We start from the raw sequence: 15,260 nt of genomic DNA on the forward strand, positions 1-15,260 counted from the left end.
GCGCTGGCCGCGGAAGTCGGCGTCCAGCGGCGCCTCGCCGACCCGGCGCTTGAAACCGAGGCGCGAGAACGGCCGCGCGAAGCGGGCGTAGAAGATCGCGGCGCCGATGGCCTTTTTCACGCCGCCCACCGCGCCAGGAAATCCGCGTCCAGGTGCCCGGTCTTGACCAGGATGCGCGCGCCCTGCGGCGCCCGCGGCGCGTGCTTCGAAAGATGCGGGCTGCGCAGCCAGCTGCCGGCCGGGTACGTGCCGTGCTCGTCCTCGAACACGCCCGACAGCACCAGGATCTCCTCGCCGCCCCAGTGCGTGTGCGGCTGGAACACCGTGCCCGGCGCCCAGTCCACCAGCGCGGTGTGCTGGGTGCCGAAGGAATGCAGGGGCATCACGTGCAGGCCCGGCACCAGGCCCGGGCGCCAGGCTTCGGCGTTCGTGTCGATGCGCACGCGCTCGGTGTCGCCGGCCTGGAACTGGCGCAGCTTCACGAACAGCGTGCAGCCTTCGGCACTGCGCGGCGCGTGCCGGCTGCCGTCGGGATTGCGCAGGTAGGTGCCGGGGCCGTAGTCGCCGGTGTCGTCGCTGAAGGTGCCGTCGAGCACCAGGATTTCCTCGCCGTCCGGGTGTTCGTGGGTCGGGAACACCGAGCCCGGCGCGTAGCGCACGAGGCTGGTGGCGCGCGCCTCTTCCCCGCCCACGCGATCGAGCAGACGGCGCGTGACACCCGGCGAAGGCGAGGCCTGCCACGGGCTGTCGCCTGGCCGGATGACGACGCGTTGGGTGAAGTCAGCGTTGAGGCGCATGGGAATACCTTGGAAGCCGCACACAGTATGGCTCTCCCCAGGTCTATGCGAAGTGCACAAACAAGCCCCTCTCCCCCTGCGGGAGAGGGGTTGGGGAGAGGGGAGCAAGGCGACTGGCCTGGCCGTCCCAATCAGTCCACGATGGTCTTCCCCCTATCCGGAGCGCATCCATGGCGCGCCCCCTCGACGTCATCATCATCGGCGCCGGCACCGCCGGCCTGTCGGCACTGCGCGAAGTGCGCAAGCGCACCGACGACTTCGTGCTGGTCAACGACGGACCCTACGGCACCACCTGTGCCCGGGTCGGCTGCATGCCCTCGAAGGTGCTGGTGGAGGCGGCCAATGCGTTCCACGCCCGCGGCAAGTTCGCGGCCTTCGGCATCCGCGGCGGCGAGGGCCTGGCGGTCGACCTGCCGGCGGTGCTGCAGCGGGTGCGCACCCTGCGCGACTTCTTCGTGGCCGGGGTGCTGGAGGCCACCGCCGACCTGGGCGACCGCAACCTGCCCGGGCGGGCGCGCCTGCTCGATGCGCACACCGTGCAGGTCGGCGACCGGGTGCTCAAGGCCAGCCGGATCATCCTCGCCACCGGGGCGCGACCGGTGCTGCCACCGGCCTGGCGCGCACTCGGCGGCCGCGTGCTGACGACCGACGCCCTGTTCGAGCAGACCGACCTGCCGCGCCGGATCGGCGTGGTCGGCTTGGGCGCCATCGGCATCGAGATGGCCCAGGCGCTGGCGAGGCTGGGCTGCGAGGTCACCGCCTTCGGCCGCGGCGAACGGCTCGCAGGCCTTTCCGATCCTGAGGTCAACGCCACGCTGCGCAAGCTGCTCGCGTCCGAGTTCGCGCTGCACACCGGCGCCGACGTCGCACTGTCGGCCCACGGCAGCGGCCTGCGGCTTCAGGCGGGCGACACCGTGGCCGACGTGGACGCCGTGCTGGTCGCGATCGGCCGTCGGCCCAACCTCGACGATATCGGCCTCGAGGCGCTGGGCGTCAAGCTCGACGCGCGCGGGCTGCCGCCCTTCGACCCGTGCACGCTGCAGATCGCCGACCTGCCCGTCTACCTGGCCGGTGACGCCAACGCCCACGCCCCGATCCTGCACGAGGCCGCCGACGAGGGTTACATCGCCGGCCGCAACGCGCTGCAGGACACGCCCGACCGCTTCCGCCGACGCACGCCGCTCGGCATCGTGTTCTCCGACCCCGGCACCGCGTTCGTGGGCACGCGCTTCGAGGCGCTGCCGGCGGGCACGGTCATCGGCGAAATCGACTTCACCCGCCAAGGCCGCGCGCGCACCGGCCAGCGCAACCAGGGCCTGCTGCGCGTCTACGCCGCCAGGGCCGACGGCCGTCTGCTGGGCGCCGAACTGTGCGCGCCCTCCGGCGACCACCTCGCGCACCTGCTGGCCCTGGCCATCGACCGCGAGCTCACCGTGTTCGACCTGCTGCGGATGCCGTTCTACCACCCCGTCATCGAGGAAGGCCTGAGGACCGCGCTGCGCGCCCTGGCCCGGCAGGTGGATGGCGGTGGCGACGCCTCCGACCTGTCGCTATGCCCGCCGCTGAAGGCGGAGGCGCTGGACTGAGCCAACACCCCGCGGGCAGGGCCGGTCCGGCGCGCTACAGGACGACGACCACCAGCTGCACGCGGCGATTGCGCGGGCTGCTGATGCCGGAGCGGGTCGGTTCGGCCGGGCGCTTGAAGGCCTGGTCGCGCAGGAGGACGTCCTGGGCCTGGAGGCCTGCGGCGACCAGCCGGTCGCGGACATCCTCGGCGCGTGCCTGGCCCAGCCGGGGGCTGGTCTCGAGCTCGCTGGCGTCGACGTGGCCGGCGGCGATGGCCATCACGGGGCAGCCCACGACTTGCTCGGCGACCAGGTCCACCGTCTGCTGGCCTGACATCGTCAACTTGGACGACCCCAGTTCGTAGTAAAGCGCCGCGTCGACGATATGCCCGGCCGGGAGGCTGCAGGCCAGTGCGGACGCCGGCAGTGTCGCGGACAGCAGGAAGGCCACCAGCAGCTTGCGCATCACGATTCCCCGGGTGTCGATGGTGGCTGAACCTAACCCGCCGCCGGGCCCCGGGCAAGCGGCGCCGGGGACGAGAGCTGCAGCTGCGCCGGATGCAGATCGCGCAGCGTGTCCACGTACTCGCGGGTGTAGCCCGGGAAGATCGCCACCACCTTGCCGTTGTCCATGCGGTACCAGCTGCGGCATTGCGCCCAGACCGAGCCCGACAGGCGCTGCTGCAGCGTGGCGTTGTGCGCCTGCTGCCGGTCGGCGCCGACCTCGATGGCGCGGTAGCCACCCGCGTCGACCGCCTGCATGCAGGCGATGGCGTGCTTCACCGCGGGCTCGATGTAGAGCAGCGTGGACGTGTGGCCGGTGGCGGTGTTCGGCCCCAGCATCAGGAACAGGTTGGGAAAGCCGGCGACGTGGATGCCGTGCAGGGCCTCCGGGCCGTCGCGCCAGGCGTGGGCCAGGGTCTGGCCGCCGCGGCCGACGATGTCCAGCGACTGCAGCAGGTGCACGGTGTCGAAGCCGGTGGCGCAGACCAGCGCGTCCGCGGCGTGCTCGACGCCATCGACGGTGCGCACGCCGGTGGCGGTGATGCGTTCGATGCCGGCGGTGACCAGCGACACGTGCGGCTGCGACAGCGTGGGGTAGTAATCACTCGAGTAGATGATGCGCTTGCAGCCCAGCGGGTAGTCGGGCGTGAGCGCGCTGCGCAGCGCGGGGTCGGCCAGCTGCACGCGGCGGTGGCGCGCGGCCCACCACAGCATGAAGCGCCGCATCCGCGTGCCGTCCTCGAAGCCGCGGCGCCCCAGCTCGAGGAACTGCACCCAGGCCGCGCGCACGACAATGGCGTAGGGCGGGAACCGCGCCAGCAGCCCGTCGAACCAGGCGTAGCGGCGCTCGAGCCGCGGCAGCACCCAGTTCGCGGTGCGCTGGAACACGTGCAGCTGCGACGCCTTCGCGGCAAGGGGCGGGATCAGCTGCACCGCGGTCGAACCGGTGCCGATGACCGCGATGCGCCGGCCGGCCAGCGGCGCCTGCGCATCCCAGCGCGCCGAGTGCAGCTTCAGCCCGGTGAAGTCCTCCAGCCCGGGGATGTCCGGCCAGCGCGGCTGGCTCAGCGGACCGGTGCTGCAGACGAAGAAGCGCGCGCGCAGCGTATCGCCGGCGGCGGTGCGGAAGTGCCACAGGCCCTCGGCCTCATCGAAGCGCGCCTGCGCCAGGCGCGTCCCCAGCCGCAGCCGGGCGGACAGGCCGTGCTTCGCGGCCAGGGCCTGCTGGTAGGCGTGGATCTCCGGCGCATTGGCGAAGCGCTGGCGCCAGCGCGGGTTCGGCGCGAACGAGAAGGCGTAGGCCGGCGCCGGCACGTCGACCTGCGCGCCGGGATAGCGGTTGTCCCACCAGGTGCCGCCCAGGCCGTGGGACTGTTCCAGCATGACGAAGTCGCGCAGGCCCGCCCGCTGCAGCCCGATCGCCGCGCACAGCCCCGACATGCCGGCGCCCAGGATCAGCGTGTGGTGGATGCGGTCGTCGGCGGCCGGCGGCAGGTGCGGGGCCATGAAGCCTGCGATCCGCGCCACCGCCGCGTCGGCGCTGGGCAGGCTGCCGGCATGGAGCTGGAACACGTGCCAGCGGCCCGCGACGCGGTCGTGGCGCACGTCGACCTCGGCGGCGTGCAGCTTCGCCACCAGGGCCTGCGCCTGGGCGTCGAGCAGGTCGTCGCTGCCGTGCTGCACCAGCACCGGCGGCAGGCCGCGCAGGTCGGCCAGCAGCGGTGACACGCGCGGCGCATCGAGCCGGCCGGCGGCGTAGTGCGCGGCGTTCGCCCGCAGCCAGGCTTCGGTCAGCATCGCCTCGCCCTTCACCGCCGGCAGCAGCGTGTCGGCGCGCAGGTCCACCAGCGGCGCCAGCAGCACCAGGGCGGCGGGCGCGGGGCGGCCGGTGTCGCGCGCCTGCAGCGCCAGCGACAGCGCCAGGCCGGCGCCGGCGGAATCGCCGGCGACCACCACCGGGCCCTCGGCGCGCAGCGCGTCGTAAGCAGCCAGCGCGTCATCTAGGCCGGCCGGGAACGGATGCTCGGGCGCCAGCCGGTAATCCACCACCACCACCGGCAGGCCGCTGTCGCGCGCCAGCCAGGCGGCCAGCGGACGATGCGTGCGCGGCGAGCCGACGCAGTAGCCGCCACCGTGCAGGTACAGGACGCTGCCGGCGCGCACCGGCGCGGCGCGTTCGTCGGCCCAGCGTTCGGCACGCACGCCGCCCAGCGTGAGGTCGCGGCGCGTGATGCCCTGGGGCAGGCGACGGAGGTGCGACAGCGCGTGCAGCCAGCGCCGCTGCCAGCGGAGCGGCCAGCGCGGATGGAAGGCCGGCTTGAGCAGGACGCGCAGGGTGGTGCGCAGCAGGAAGGCGATCAGCGGTTCGGCGATGGGCATGCGGCCAGCTTAGGCAATGGCCGGCCGGAAGCCCATGGCCCCGGCCGGGTCGGTCACGACGATGCGCGGGCTAGAACCGCCAGCTGGCGCCGACCAGCGGGCCGGCCAGGCGCGCGTCGACGCGGGTGCCGCCCTCGCGGTAGTCCACCGACAGCGCGCGCAGCCCGGCCGAGAACACCCAGGTGTCGGTGGCCGCGTAGTTGGCGACCACCAGCCACTGCTGCGTGCTTTCCGAGCCGGCGCCGAAGCCGCCGACGTCGGCGTAGCCGATCATCGACCAGCGCGGCGCCAGCGCGACGTTCACGCGCGCGGCCAGCAGCGGGTCGGTGAAGCTGTCGCCCGGCGACCGGGACACGCCGGCCAGCGGCACCGCCACGGCGGCGCTGACGTCCCAGTGGCGCAGGCCGCCGAGCAGGTCGAAGGCGATGCGCTCGTCCTCGTGGATGCGCCAGCCCGCCGCCAGCGTCAGCGAGGTCTGCCGCAGGCGGCCCTCGGCCGGCAGGCCCGGCGGGATGCGGCCCTGCTTCGACGAGGCGGCGTAGCTGAAGTCCCCCAGCAGCACCAGCCGGTCGCGGCGCGCGAAGGCCGACAGGAAGAAGGCGCCGTCGCTGTCCTTGAGCACGTCGCGGAAGGACTTGTCGATGCGCACCGTGGGCGCACCGGTGAAGGGCGTCAGCGTGCCGCCGAGGCCCGAGCCCCAGAGATAGGGCGTGACCTGGCCGGTCCACTCGCCGTCCGGCGCACTGCCGCGCAGGCTGTCCTGGGCGGCGGCAGGCACGGCCACCACCAACATCAGCGCGGCGACGCCACGCGCCATCCGGCTCCGGGTAGTCATCGCTTTCATCGCGGCTCCTTGACGATCGCGCCGTCCTTCATGATCACGACGAAGTTCTTCGCCGGGTCGCCGATCAGGTCGAGGTTGGCCAGCGGATCGCCGTCGACCAGGATCAGGTCGGCCAGCGCGCCTTCGCGCACCACGCCCAGCTCGCCCTGGTAAGGGGAGCGCGGGCCCGACAGCGCCAGCAGCTGGGCGTTGTCGTGCGTGGCCAGCTTCAGGATCTCCGCCGGGGTGAACCACGGGCGCAGCGTCAGCAGGAAGCGGGTCTGCTCTTCGTTCACCTTCGGGTCGAACAGGACGTCGGTGCCCCAGGCCAGCTTCACGCCGGCGGCCTTGGCGCGGGCCCAGATGGTCTGCTGCGCATCGATCACCGGCTTGCGCTTGGTGCGGCGCGCGGCATCCATGTTCTCGGAGTCGCCCTGCAGCATCTGCAGGCTCAGCCAGATGCCCTTCTCGGCCATCAGCCGCAGGGTGGCGTCGTCCAGCAGCTGGCCGTGCTCGATGCACTTCACGCCGGCCTCGATGGCGCGGCGCACCGCCTTGGGCGTGTAGGCGTGGACGGTGACGTAGGTGTTCCAGTCGTCGGCGGCCTCGACCGCGGCGCGCATTTCGTCGAGCGTGTACTGGGTGACGTCGAGCGGGTCGTAGTCGGAGCTGGTGCCGCCGCCGGCCATGAGCTTGATCTGGCTGGCGCCGAAGCGCAGGTTCTCGCGGGTGGCGGTGAGCACGTCGTCGCGGCCGTCGACGATCCAGGTGGCCCCCAGCTGCTCGGCGCGCGACATCTTGCCGGTGAAGCGGCGCGGACCTTCGCTCGGCGCGCGCAGGTCGCCGTGGCCGGAGGTCTGGCTCAGGTGGGCGCCCGAAGGCCAGATGCGCGGACCGGGGATCGCGCCGCGGTCGATCGCGGCCTTGAGCGGGAAGATCGGCCCACCGACATCGCGCACGCTGGTGATGCCGCGCAGCAGCATCTTGCCGGCGCCTTCGGCCGCGGCGCGCTGCGCCGTCTCGGGCGTCAGGTCGGGCGACTGCAGCGTGGCCATGTCCATCGCGCTGAAGGTCATGTGCACGTGCACGTCGATCAGGCCCGGCATCAGGGTGCGGCCGCGGCCGTCGATCACGCGCGCCGCGGGGTCGCCGGCGTCCGGCCCGATCGCGGCGATGGTGTTGCCGCGCACCAGCACGTTCGTGGGCGGCGAGAGCGCGGCGCCCGTGCCATCGAAAACGCGGACCTCGCGGAACAGCACGGCCTCCTGCGCCGCGGCGGGTGCCGCCAGCGCGCAGGCCAGCGCCAGCCACGGCGCGAAGCAGTTGATCCTGCCCATCGGTTTCTCCCCTGCCCGGTCCGGTCGGGCTCGAATGACATCAGGAACGCGCGCACGGCCGGTTTTCGGCCGCGCAGTCTCCGCAGTGTGTCGAAGCGAGGTGAAACTGGCGTGGACGTCGAACCCTGGAGCGGCCGTCGACGGCCTCAGACGCGGCCGACCACCGGGATCAGGGCGCCGGTGATGGCGGCGGCCTCGTCGGAGAGCAGGAAGGCAATCGTCGCCGCCAGCTGGGCCGGCGCCACCCAGCGTCCGAAGTCGGCGTCGGGCATGTCCTTGCGGTTGGCCGGGGTGTCGATGATGCTCGGCAGCAGCGCGTTCACCGTGATGCCGCGGTCCTTGAGCTCTTCGGCCAGCGCTTCGGTGAGCCGCATCACGCCGGCCTTGGACGCCGCGTACGCGCCCATGCCCGCGCCCGCCTTCACCGCGCCGTTGGCGCCGATGTTGACGATGCGGCCACCGTCCGGCAGATGCGCCAGCGCGGCCTGGCAGGCGGCCACGGCGGTGCGCAGGTTCATCTGGTACATCGCGTCCCAGCCTTCGAGCGACGCACCGGCCACGGTCTCCCAGCGGAAGCCGCCGGCGATGTTGACCAGGCCGTGCAGGCCGCCGTGCGCCTTGGCGATGGCGTCGAAGGCGGCCTTCGCGGCCGCGGCGTCGCCAAGGTCGACGCCGCCGTGCAGGCTGGCCTGGCCCAGGGTCGCCGGTTCGCGCGGCGCGTCGGCGCGGTCGATGGCGGCGACCGCGGCGCCCTGTGCCAGCAGCGCCTGCACCACGGCCGTGCCGAGGATGCCGAAGGCGCCGGTGACGGCGATGGTTTTTCCGTTCAAGGACATGACGTCGCTCCGCGAATCCGTTGCCGGGCATGGTACCCGATGTGATTCCGGCGCCGCCGGCCGACGTGCCGTCAGTCCTTCCTGGACGGGTAGTTCACGGGCCCCAGCTTTTCGGCCACGCGGCCGTGCACGGCTTCCGCCTCCGGCGTGAGGGCTTCGCCGAAGTCCTCGATGCCGTAGACCGGGCGGATGTCGATATCGCTGGGACCGAACATCGGGTTCGGGCAGCGCTTCACCCAGGCCACCGCTTCGTCCATGTCCTTGACCTCCCACAGCCAGTAGCCGGCGACGATCTCGCGGGTGTCGGCGAACGGGCCGTCGGTGACGGTGCGCTGGGTGCCATCGAAGTGCACGCGCTTGGCCTGGGCGGTGGGCTTGAGGCCTTCGCCGGCCAGCATGATGCCGGCATTCACCAGCGCTTCGTTGTAGCGGCCCATCGCCTCGAGCATCTCGGCCGGGGGCATGACGCCGGCTTCGCTGTCGGCGGTGGCTTTGACGAATACGATCACGCGCATGCGGCTTCTCCTTGGGTCGGGGCAGGGCCGGCTGGCCCGGGAAGCCCCGGATGAACGAGCGGGTCGGGCGTCGACGCGCGTCTCGCGCGCCCCGGGCGCGGGCGTCAGCCCGGCACCCGCACGAAGCCTTCCATCAGCACGCGCGCGCTGCGGCTCATGATGGCCTTGCGCACCACCCACTGGCCGTCGACGCGGGCGGCTTCGGCACCCACGCGCAGGGTACCGCTGGGATGGCCGAAGCGCACGGCGGTTCGCTCGCCGCCGCCGGCCGCGCGGTTCACCAGGGTGCCGGGAATGGCGGCGGCGGTGCCGATGGCCACCGCGCAGGTGCCCATCATCGCGTGGTGCAGCTTGCCCATGCTCAGCGCGCGCACGTGCAGGTCGATGTCGGCGGCGGCGACGCGCTTGCCGCTGCTGGTGGTGTAGTCGGCGGGCGGCGCCACGAAGGCGACCTTGGGCGTGTGCTGGCGCTTGGCGGCGTCGGCGACGTCCCGGATCAGGCCCATGCGCACGGCGCCGTGGGCGCGGATCGTTTCGAACCTGGCCAGCGCCTTCGGATCGCCGTTGATGGCGTCCTGCAGTTCGGTGCCGGTGTAGCCGATGTCCTTCGCGTTGACGAAGACGGTGGGAATGCCGGCGTTGATCATCGTCACCTCGAGCGTGCCCACGCCCGGCACGTCCAGGCTGTCGGTAAGGTTTCCGGTGGGGAACATCGCGCCGCCGCCCTCGCCTTCGCCCTCGTCGGCCGGGTCGAGGAACTCCAGCACGATCTCGGCCGCCGGGAAGGTGACGCCGTCGAGCTCGAAGTCGCCGGTTTCCTGCACCTCGCCGTTCGTGATCGGCACATGGCAGACGATGGTCTTGCCGATGTTGGCCTGCCAGATGCGCACCGGGAACACGCCGTTCTCCGGCAGGCGCGATTTCTCGATGAAACCATTCGCGATCGCGAACGGGCCGACCGCGGTACTGAGGTTGCCGCAGTTGCCGCTCCAGTCGACGAAGGCGGTGTCGATCGCGACCTGGCCGTAGAGGTAGTCCACGTCGTGGCCAGGCTGCGTGGCCGGGCCGATGATCACGCACTTGCTGGTGCTGGAGGTGGCGCCGCCCATGCCGTCGGTGTGCTTGCCATAGGGGTCGGGCGAGCCGATCACCCGCATCAGCAGCGCATCGCGCGCCGGGCCCGGGACGCGGGCGGCTTCGGGCAGGTCTTCGAGGCGGAAGAACACGCCTTTCGAGGTACCACCGCGGAGGTAAGTGGCGGGAATACGGAGCTGGGGAGCGTGCTTCATTCAGGAATCCTCATGCTTGTCTCCCCTCTCCCCCTGGGGGAGAGGGGCCGGGGGAGAGGGCCCCGCGCAGAGCGCACGCCAGATCTCCTCCAGTACCAGCTCCGTATTCTGCAATACCTCGTGGTTCCAAAACCGCAGCACCCGATATCCCTGCGCTGTTAGCCAGTCATCGCGTTGTGCGTCCCGCGCATCCCCGTTGTGCTGCCCCCCGTCGGCCTCGATGACCAGGCGATGCCGCATGGCCGCGAAATCAACGATGTAGGGACCGATCGGCTGCTGGCGGCGAAATTTGTAACCGGCGAAGCGATGGGCGCGGAGGTGGAACCAGAGGCGGTGCTCGGCCTCGGTCATGGATTGGCGGAGGTGTTTGGCGAATGGGGGTGAGGGCATGGCGGTCTCCCCTCTCCCCAACCCCTCTCCCGCAAGGGGAGAGGGGCTTTCTACGGGCTCCCCTGTCCCGCAAGGGGAGAGGGGCTTTTGACGGGCTCCCCTGTCCCGCAAGGGGAGAGGGGCTTTCTAAGGACTCCCCTCTCCCCTTGTGGGAGAGGGGCCGGGGGAGAGGGGTCGATCTTGCCCTAAGCCACCTTCGAAGCCGCCAGGAAATCCTGCGCAAACCGCTGGAGAACACCCCCCGCCTCGTAGATGGAAACCTCCTCGTCCGAATCCAGGCGGCACACCACCGGCACCTCGACGCGCTCGCCGTTGCGGCGGTTCACGACCAGGGTGAGCGTGGCGCGCGGCGTGCGCGGGCCGGTTACGTCGTAGGTCTCGGTGCCGTCCAGGCCCAGGGTCTTGCGGGTGGTGCCGGGCAGGAACTCCAGCGGCAGCACGCCCATGCCGATCAGGTTGGTGCGGTGGATGCGCTCGAAGCCCTCGGCCACGATCACTTCCACGCCCGCCAGGCGCACGCCCTTCGCGGCCCAGTCGCGGCTCGAGCCCTGGCCGTAGTCGGCGCCGGCCACGATGATCAGCGGCTGGCGGCGGTCCAGGTAGGTCTCGATCGCTTCCCACATGCGCATCACCTGCCCTTCCGGCTCCACGCGCGCCAGCGAGCCCTTCTTCACCGCACCGTCCACCACCGCCATCTCGTTGGTCAGCGTCGGGTTGGCGAAGGTGGCGCGCAGCGCCGTGAGGTGGTCGCCGCGGTGCGTGGCGTAGGAATTGAAGTCCTCTTCCGGCAGGCCCATCTTCGCCAGGTATTCACCGGCGGCCGAGTTGGCCAGGATCGCGTTCGACGGCGACAGGTGGTCGGTGGTGATGTTGTCGCCCAGCAGCGCCAGCGGGCGCAGGCCGCGCAGGGTGCGCTCGCCGGCCAGCGCGCCTTCCCAGTACGGCGGGCGGCGGATGTAGGTGCTCTGCGGACGCCAGTCGTACAGCGGGCTCACCTTGGCGGTGTTCTCGACCACCACGCTGAACATCGGCTCGTACACGCTGCGGAACTGCGCCGGCTTCACCGACGCCTTCACGATGGCGTCGATCTCCTCGTCGCTCGGCCACAGGTCCTTCAGCGTGACCGGCTTGCCCGCGGCATCGTGGCCCAGCACGTCCTTCTCGATGTCGAAGCGGATGGTGCCGGCGATGGCGTAGGCCACCACCAACGGCGGCGAGGCCAGGAAGGCCTGCTTGGCATACGGATGGATGCGGCCGTCGAAGTTGCGGTTGCCGCTGAGCACGGCGGTGGCGTACAGGTCGCGGTCGATGATCTCCTGCTGGATCGCCGGATCCAGCGCGCCGCTCATGCCGTTGCAGGTGGTGCAGGCGAAGGCGACGATGCCGAAGCCGAGCGTCTCCAGCTCGGTCTTCAGGCCGGCCTCCTCCAGGTACAGCGCCACGGCCTTCGAACCCGGCGCCAGCGACGACTTAACCCAGGGCTTGCGCACCAGGCCGGCGCGGTTGGCCTTGCGCGCCAGCAGGCCGGCGGCGATGACGTTGCGCGGATTGGAGGTGTTCGTGCACGAGGTGATGGCGGCGATGATCACCGCGCCGTCGGGCATCAGGCCCTCGGCTTCCTGCGCGCGGGCGGCGGCGAGGTTGCCGGCGATGCCCTTGGCCGCGAGGTCGGTGGTGGCCACGCGCGCATGCGGATTGGACGGACCGGCCATGTTGCGGCCCACGGCCGAGAGGTCGAACGTGAGCGTGCGCTCGTACTTCGCCGTGGCCAGCGCATCGGCCCACAGGCCGGTGTGCTTCGCATACGTTTCGACCAGGGACACCTGTTCGTCGCTGCGCCCGGTCAGGCGCAGGTAGTCGAGCGTGTTGCCGTCGATGAAGAACATCGCCGCGGTGGCGCCGTACTCGGGCGCCATGTTGGAAATGGTGGCGCGGTCGCCCAGGGTCAGCGCCGCGGCGCCTTCGCCGCGGAACTCCAGCCAGGCGCCGACCACCTTCGAGGCGCGCAGGAACTCGGTGAGCGCCAGCACGATGTCGGTGGCGGTGATGCCGGGCTGCGGCTTGCCGGTGAGCTCGACGCCGATGATGTCGGGCAGGCGCATCCACGACGCGCGCCCCAGCATCACGTTCTCGGCCTCGAGGCCGCCGACGCCGATCGCGATCACGCCCAGCGCGTCCACGTGCGGCGTGTGGCTGTCGGTGCCGACGCAGGTGTCGGGGAAGGCGACGCCGTCCTGCACGTAGATCACCGGCGACATCTTCTCCAGGTTGATCTGGTGCATGATCCCGTTGCCCGGCGGGATCACGTCCACGTTCTTGAACGCCAGCTTGGTCCAGTCGATGAAGTGGAAGCGGTCCTCGTTTCGGCGATCCTCGATGGCGCGGTTCTTCGCGAACGCATCCGGATCGAAGCCGCCGCACTCCACCGCCAGCGAGTGGTCGACGATCAGCTGCACCGGCACCACCGGGTTCACCTGGGCCGGGTCGCCGCCCTGGTCGGCGATGGCGTCGCGCAGGCCGGCCAGGTCCACCAGCGCGGTCTGGCCCAGGATGTCGTGGCAGACCACGCGCGCCGGGAACCACGGGAAGTCGAGGTCACGCTTGCGCTCGACCAGCTGGCGCAGCGACGCGTCCAGCGTGGCCGGGTCGCAGCGCCGCACCAGGTTCTCCGCCATCACCCGCGAGACGTAGGGCAGGCCGTCCCAGGCGCCGGGCTGCAGCGCCTCCACCGCCGCACGGGCGTCGAAGAAGTCGAGGGCGGTACCGGGCAGGGGCTTGCGGAACAGGCTGTTCATGGGCGGGGACCAAGCGGAAAGCCGCCATTATCCCCGAATCGAAAAACCGGGTCAGGTGCCGGCATCGGCCCGGCGACACGCCGGCCGGCCCTGAGGGGCCGACCGACGGACCCGGCCCGGGATCAGGCCGCGGAGCTGCGCACCGGTGGCGCGGGTTCGCTGCGGTAGGACGTGATCGCGCCCAGGCTGCGGTCGCCGTAGGCCGCCAGCAGCTGCCCGAACTCGATGATCGAACCGCCGCGGGCAGCGGCGCGCAGCATCAGCATCTGGGACGTGTCGCCATCTTCCGGCGCCACGGCCAGGCCGTAGGCCAGCCGCACGCCGCGGGCCCCGAAGGCGGCATCCACGCGCTGCAGCAGCGGCAGCAGTTCGCGCGAGCCGCGCCGCAGGCCGTAGACGTCCTGCAGGATCAGCAGCTGGTCGGGCGAGGTGCGGGCGATGATGACGCCTTCGGGCACGTCGGCCTGCAGCGCCTTGGCCACCGCCGGCAGCTGGGCGCGGCCGTCGCCGCCGTCCTCGCGCTGCACGCGCACGCTGACCAGGCCGAAGGCGGGCTCGGCCGCGCCGAGGGCGTCGCTGATCAGCTGGCTCAGGCGCGGTCGGTTGGGCAGGCCGGTTTCGCGATCGACGAAGGCCAGCACTTCCAGGCGCTCCGCCGCCGCCCGCGCCTCGCGCTCGGCCTGGATGGCGTCGCGCGCGTCCTTCACCGCGAAGAAGATGGCCAGGCCCAGGCCCAGCAGCGACAGCAGCGCGGTCGGCGTGGTCAGCGCGCCGCCGGAGAGCAGGTTGCCCGGGGCACAGAACGCGCCGGCCTCGAAGGTCACCGCGGCCATGCCCGCATAGTGCATGCCGGCCACCGCGACGCCCATCGCCAGGGCGGCGCCGACGCGACGCGCCACGTCGGCCCAGGAGCGGATCGTCTGCAGCGCCGACACCAGCACCAGGGCGGCGCCCGAGGCGACCACGGCGATGATCACCGACACGGTGAACCAGAACGGGTCATAGCCCAGGCCCGGGTCCATCTTCATCGCCGCCATGCCGGAGTAATGCATGACGCACACGCCGGCGCCCATGGCCAGCGCGCCCAGGCCGAGGTTCACCTTGGTCAGCTCACCGCGGCTGACGATGAACAGCGCCAGCGCCGACACCACCACCGCCGCCAGCCACGAGAACACGGTGATGCCGAGGTCGTAGGTGATGGCGATCGGCATCATCAGCGCCGACATGCCGACGAAGTGCATCGCCCAGATACCGCTGCCCATGGCCAGTGAGCCGCCAACCAGCCACTTCACCCACTCGTCGCGGCGGGAAAACAGGCGGCCGGCGAATTCAATCGCGACATAGCCGGCGAGGGCCGCGATCAGGATCGATAGCGCGACGAGGATCGGATCGTAGGTGCCTTGCATGGTGTTGCCCCTGTAGGTTGGCCGCGAAGGATGCGGATCACGCGATACAGGGGCGGTGAGCGCGGGGCGAGATCGACGTGAAAGCGTGATGCAGGTCCGCCCTGGGTGACGTCACCGGCGCAACGTTACGTTGTGGGCGCGGGCTCAGCGCGCGAGGCGGTCGCGCAGGCCGCCGGCGCGCGGCACCGCCCGCGCAAGGGCGTTGTCGAGGCTGGCCTGCGGCCCCCAGATCTCGACCGCGTGCCGGGCGCGCGAGAGGGCGGTATAGAGCAGCTGGCGCGACAGGATGCGGTGTTCGGGGTCGGGCGGCAGCAGCACGGCCACGTCGCCGTACTCGCTGCCCTGGCTCTTGTGGATGGTGATGGCCCAGGCCGGTGCGTGCGCCGGCAGGGCGCCGGGTGCGAACGCGCGCGCCTCGCCGTCGGCGCCTTCGAACCAGACCCGCAGCTCGCCGTCGGCATCGCGCAGGCACAGGCCCACGTCGCCGTTGAACAGGCCGCTGCCGTAGTCGTTGCGCAGCACCATCACCATCCGCCCGGGGAACCAGGCCGCGTCGGCCGGCACCGACCAGCACTGGCGCAGGCGCCGCTCGATCGCATCGTTCAGCGCCTGCGCGCCGAAAGC

At 71.7% G+C, this 15,260-nt stretch carries 13 protein-coding genes; 1 reads left to right on the forward strand and 12 read right to left on the reverse strand.

What is annotated here, in order from left to right:
* Window positions 1-116 precede the first annotated feature (116 nt).
* The gene (locus tag VFQ84_RS06630) at window positions 117-797 is read right to left on the reverse strand and encodes a cupin domain-containing protein (RefSeq protein ID WP_325130479.1); all 681 of its coding nucleotides are present in this window, start codon (window positions 795-797) and stop codon (window positions 117-119) included.
* A 170-nt stretch (window positions 798-967) separates the two neighbouring features.
* On the opposite strand from VFQ84_RS06630, the gene VFQ84_RS06635 reads away from it, so the two are divergent.
* Entirely contained in the window at window positions 968-2,383 is a 1,416-nt protein-coding gene (locus VFQ84_RS06635) for a dihydrolipoyl dehydrogenase (protein ID WP_325130481.1), read from the forward strand.
* 34 nt (window positions 2,384-2,417) lie between these two features.
* Here VFQ84_RS06635 and VFQ84_RS06640 read toward each other — a convergent pair whose 3' ends face one another.
* The 11 genes from VFQ84_RS06640 to VFQ84_RS06690 form a co-directional block, all read right to left on the reverse strand.
* Window positions 2,418-2,828 (reverse strand): hypothetical protein, encoded by a 411-nt coding sequence (locus VFQ84_RS06640; protein WP_325130482.1) that lies wholly within the window; start codon window positions 2,826-2,828, stop codon window positions 2,418-2,420.
* A 32-nt stretch (window positions 2,829-2,860) separates the two neighbouring features.
* Complete coding sequence (locus VFQ84_RS06645) at window positions 2,861-5,245, reverse strand: alpha/beta hydrolase fold domain-containing protein (protein ID WP_325130484.1); 2,385 nt, start codon at window positions 5,243-5,245, stop codon at window positions 2,861-2,863.
* Between the two features lie 70 nt (window positions 5,246-5,315).
* A complete protein-coding gene (locus tag VFQ84_RS06650; RefSeq protein WP_325130486.1) occupies window positions 5,316-6,089 on the reverse strand; it encodes a hypothetical protein in 774 nt (257 codons plus the stop codon).
* Window positions 6,086-7,405 (reverse strand): amidohydrolase family protein, encoded by a 1,320-nt coding sequence (locus VFQ84_RS06655; protein WP_325130488.1) that lies wholly within the window; start codon window positions 7,403-7,405, stop codon window positions 6,086-6,088. The genes VFQ84_RS06650 and VFQ84_RS06655 overlap by 4 nt, the downstream gene beginning before the upstream one ends.
* A 146-nt stretch (window positions 7,406-7,551) precedes the next feature.
* Window positions 7,552-8,241 (reverse strand): SDR family oxidoreductase, encoded by a 690-nt coding sequence (locus VFQ84_RS06660; RefSeq protein ID WP_325130489.1) that lies wholly within the window; start codon window positions 8,239-8,241, stop codon window positions 7,552-7,554.
* A gap of 71 nt (window positions 8,242-8,312) precedes the next feature.
* The gene (locus tag VFQ84_RS06665; RefSeq protein WP_325130493.1) at window positions 8,313-8,756 is read right to left on the reverse strand and encodes a YciI family protein; all 444 of its coding nucleotides are present in this window, start codon (window positions 8,754-8,756) and stop codon (window positions 8,313-8,315) included.
* A gap of 104 nt (window positions 8,757-8,860) precedes the next feature.
* Window positions 8,861-10,045, reverse strand: coding sequence for a 2-methylaconitate cis-trans isomerase PrpF (prpF, locus tag VFQ84_RS06670; protein WP_325130495.1), 1,185 nt, complete (start codon window positions 10,043-10,045; stop codon window positions 8,861-8,863).
* Window positions 10,046-10,435 carry an endonuclease domain-containing protein gene (locus tag VFQ84_RS06675; RefSeq protein ID WP_325130497.1) on the reverse strand — a complete coding sequence of 130 codons (390 nt, stop codon included), beginning with the start codon at window positions 10,433-10,435 and terminating at the stop codon, window positions 10,046-10,048.
* Window positions 10,436-10,620: 185 nt separating this feature from the next.
* Entirely contained in the window at window positions 10,621-13,230 is a 2,610-nt protein-coding gene (acnD, locus tag VFQ84_RS06680) for a Fe/S-dependent 2-methylisocitrate dehydratase AcnD (protein ID WP_325130499.1), read from the reverse strand.
* Between the two features lie 122 nt (window positions 13,231-13,352).
* A complete protein-coding gene (locus tag VFQ84_RS06685; protein WP_325130502.1) occupies window positions 13,353-14,636 on the reverse strand; it encodes an MHYT domain-containing protein in 1,284 nt (427 codons plus the stop codon).
* A gap of 144 nt (window positions 14,637-14,780) precedes the next feature.
* Window positions 14,781-15,260, reverse strand: a 480-nt coding sequence (locus tag VFQ84_RS06690; protein WP_325130505.1) for an ATP-binding domain-containing protein, incomplete at its 5' end; no start/stop codon positions are given.

The sequence above is a fragment of the Arenimonas sp. genome (assembly GCF_035721105.1).
Taxonomy (GTDB): Bacteria; Pseudomonadota; Gammaproteobacteria; order Xanthomonadales; family Xanthomonadaceae; genus Arenimonas.

Bases quoted from the DNA above. Each gene is read 5' to 3' on its own strand.
- VFQ84_RS06645 (WP_325130484.1), bottom strand. From the start codon at position 5,245: ATGCCCATCGCCGAACCGCTGATCGCCTTCCTGCTGCGCACCACCCTG.
- VFQ84_RS06655 (WP_325130488.1), bottom strand. From the start codon at position 7,405: ATGGGCAGGATCAACTGCTTCGCGCCGTGGCTGGCGCTGGCCTGCGCG.
- VFQ84_RS06685 (WP_325130502.1), bottom strand. From the start codon at position 14,636: ATGCAAGGCACCTACGATCCGATCCTCGTCGCGCTATCGATCCTGATC.
- prpF (WP_325130495.1), bottom strand. From the start codon at position 10,045: ATGAAGCACGCTCCCCAGCTCCGTATTCCCGCCACTTACCTCCGCGGT.
- VFQ84_RS06650 (WP_325130486.1), bottom strand. From the start codon at position 6,089: ATGAAAGCGATGACTACCCGGAGCCGGATGGCGCGTGGCGTCGCCGCG.
- VFQ84_RS06675 (WP_325130497.1), bottom strand. From the start codon at position 10,435: ATGCCCTCACCCCCATTCGCCAAACACCTCCGCCAATCCATGACCGAG.
- VFQ84_RS06665 (WP_325130493.1), bottom strand. From the start codon at position 8,756: ATGCGCGTGATCGTATTCGTCAAAGCCACCGCCGACAGCGAAGCCGGC.
- VFQ84_RS06630 (WP_325130479.1), bottom strand. From the start codon at position 797: ATGCGCCTCAACGCTGACTTCACCCAACGCGTCGTCATCCGGCCAGGC.
- acnD (WP_325130499.1), bottom strand. From the start codon at position 13,230: ATGAACAGCCTGTTCCGCAAGCCCCTGCCCGGTACCGCCCTCGACTTC.
- VFQ84_RS06660 (WP_325130489.1), bottom strand. From the start codon at position 8,241: ATGTCCTTGAACGGAAAAACCATCGCCGTCACCGGCGCCTTCGGCATC.
- VFQ84_RS06640 (WP_325130482.1), bottom strand. From the start codon at position 2,828: ATGCGCAAGCTGCTGGTGGCCTTCCTGCTGTCCGCGACACTGCCGGCG.
- VFQ84_RS06635 (WP_325130481.1), top strand. From the start codon at position 968: ATGGCGCGCCCCCTCGACGTCATCATCATCGGCGCCGGCACCGCCGGC.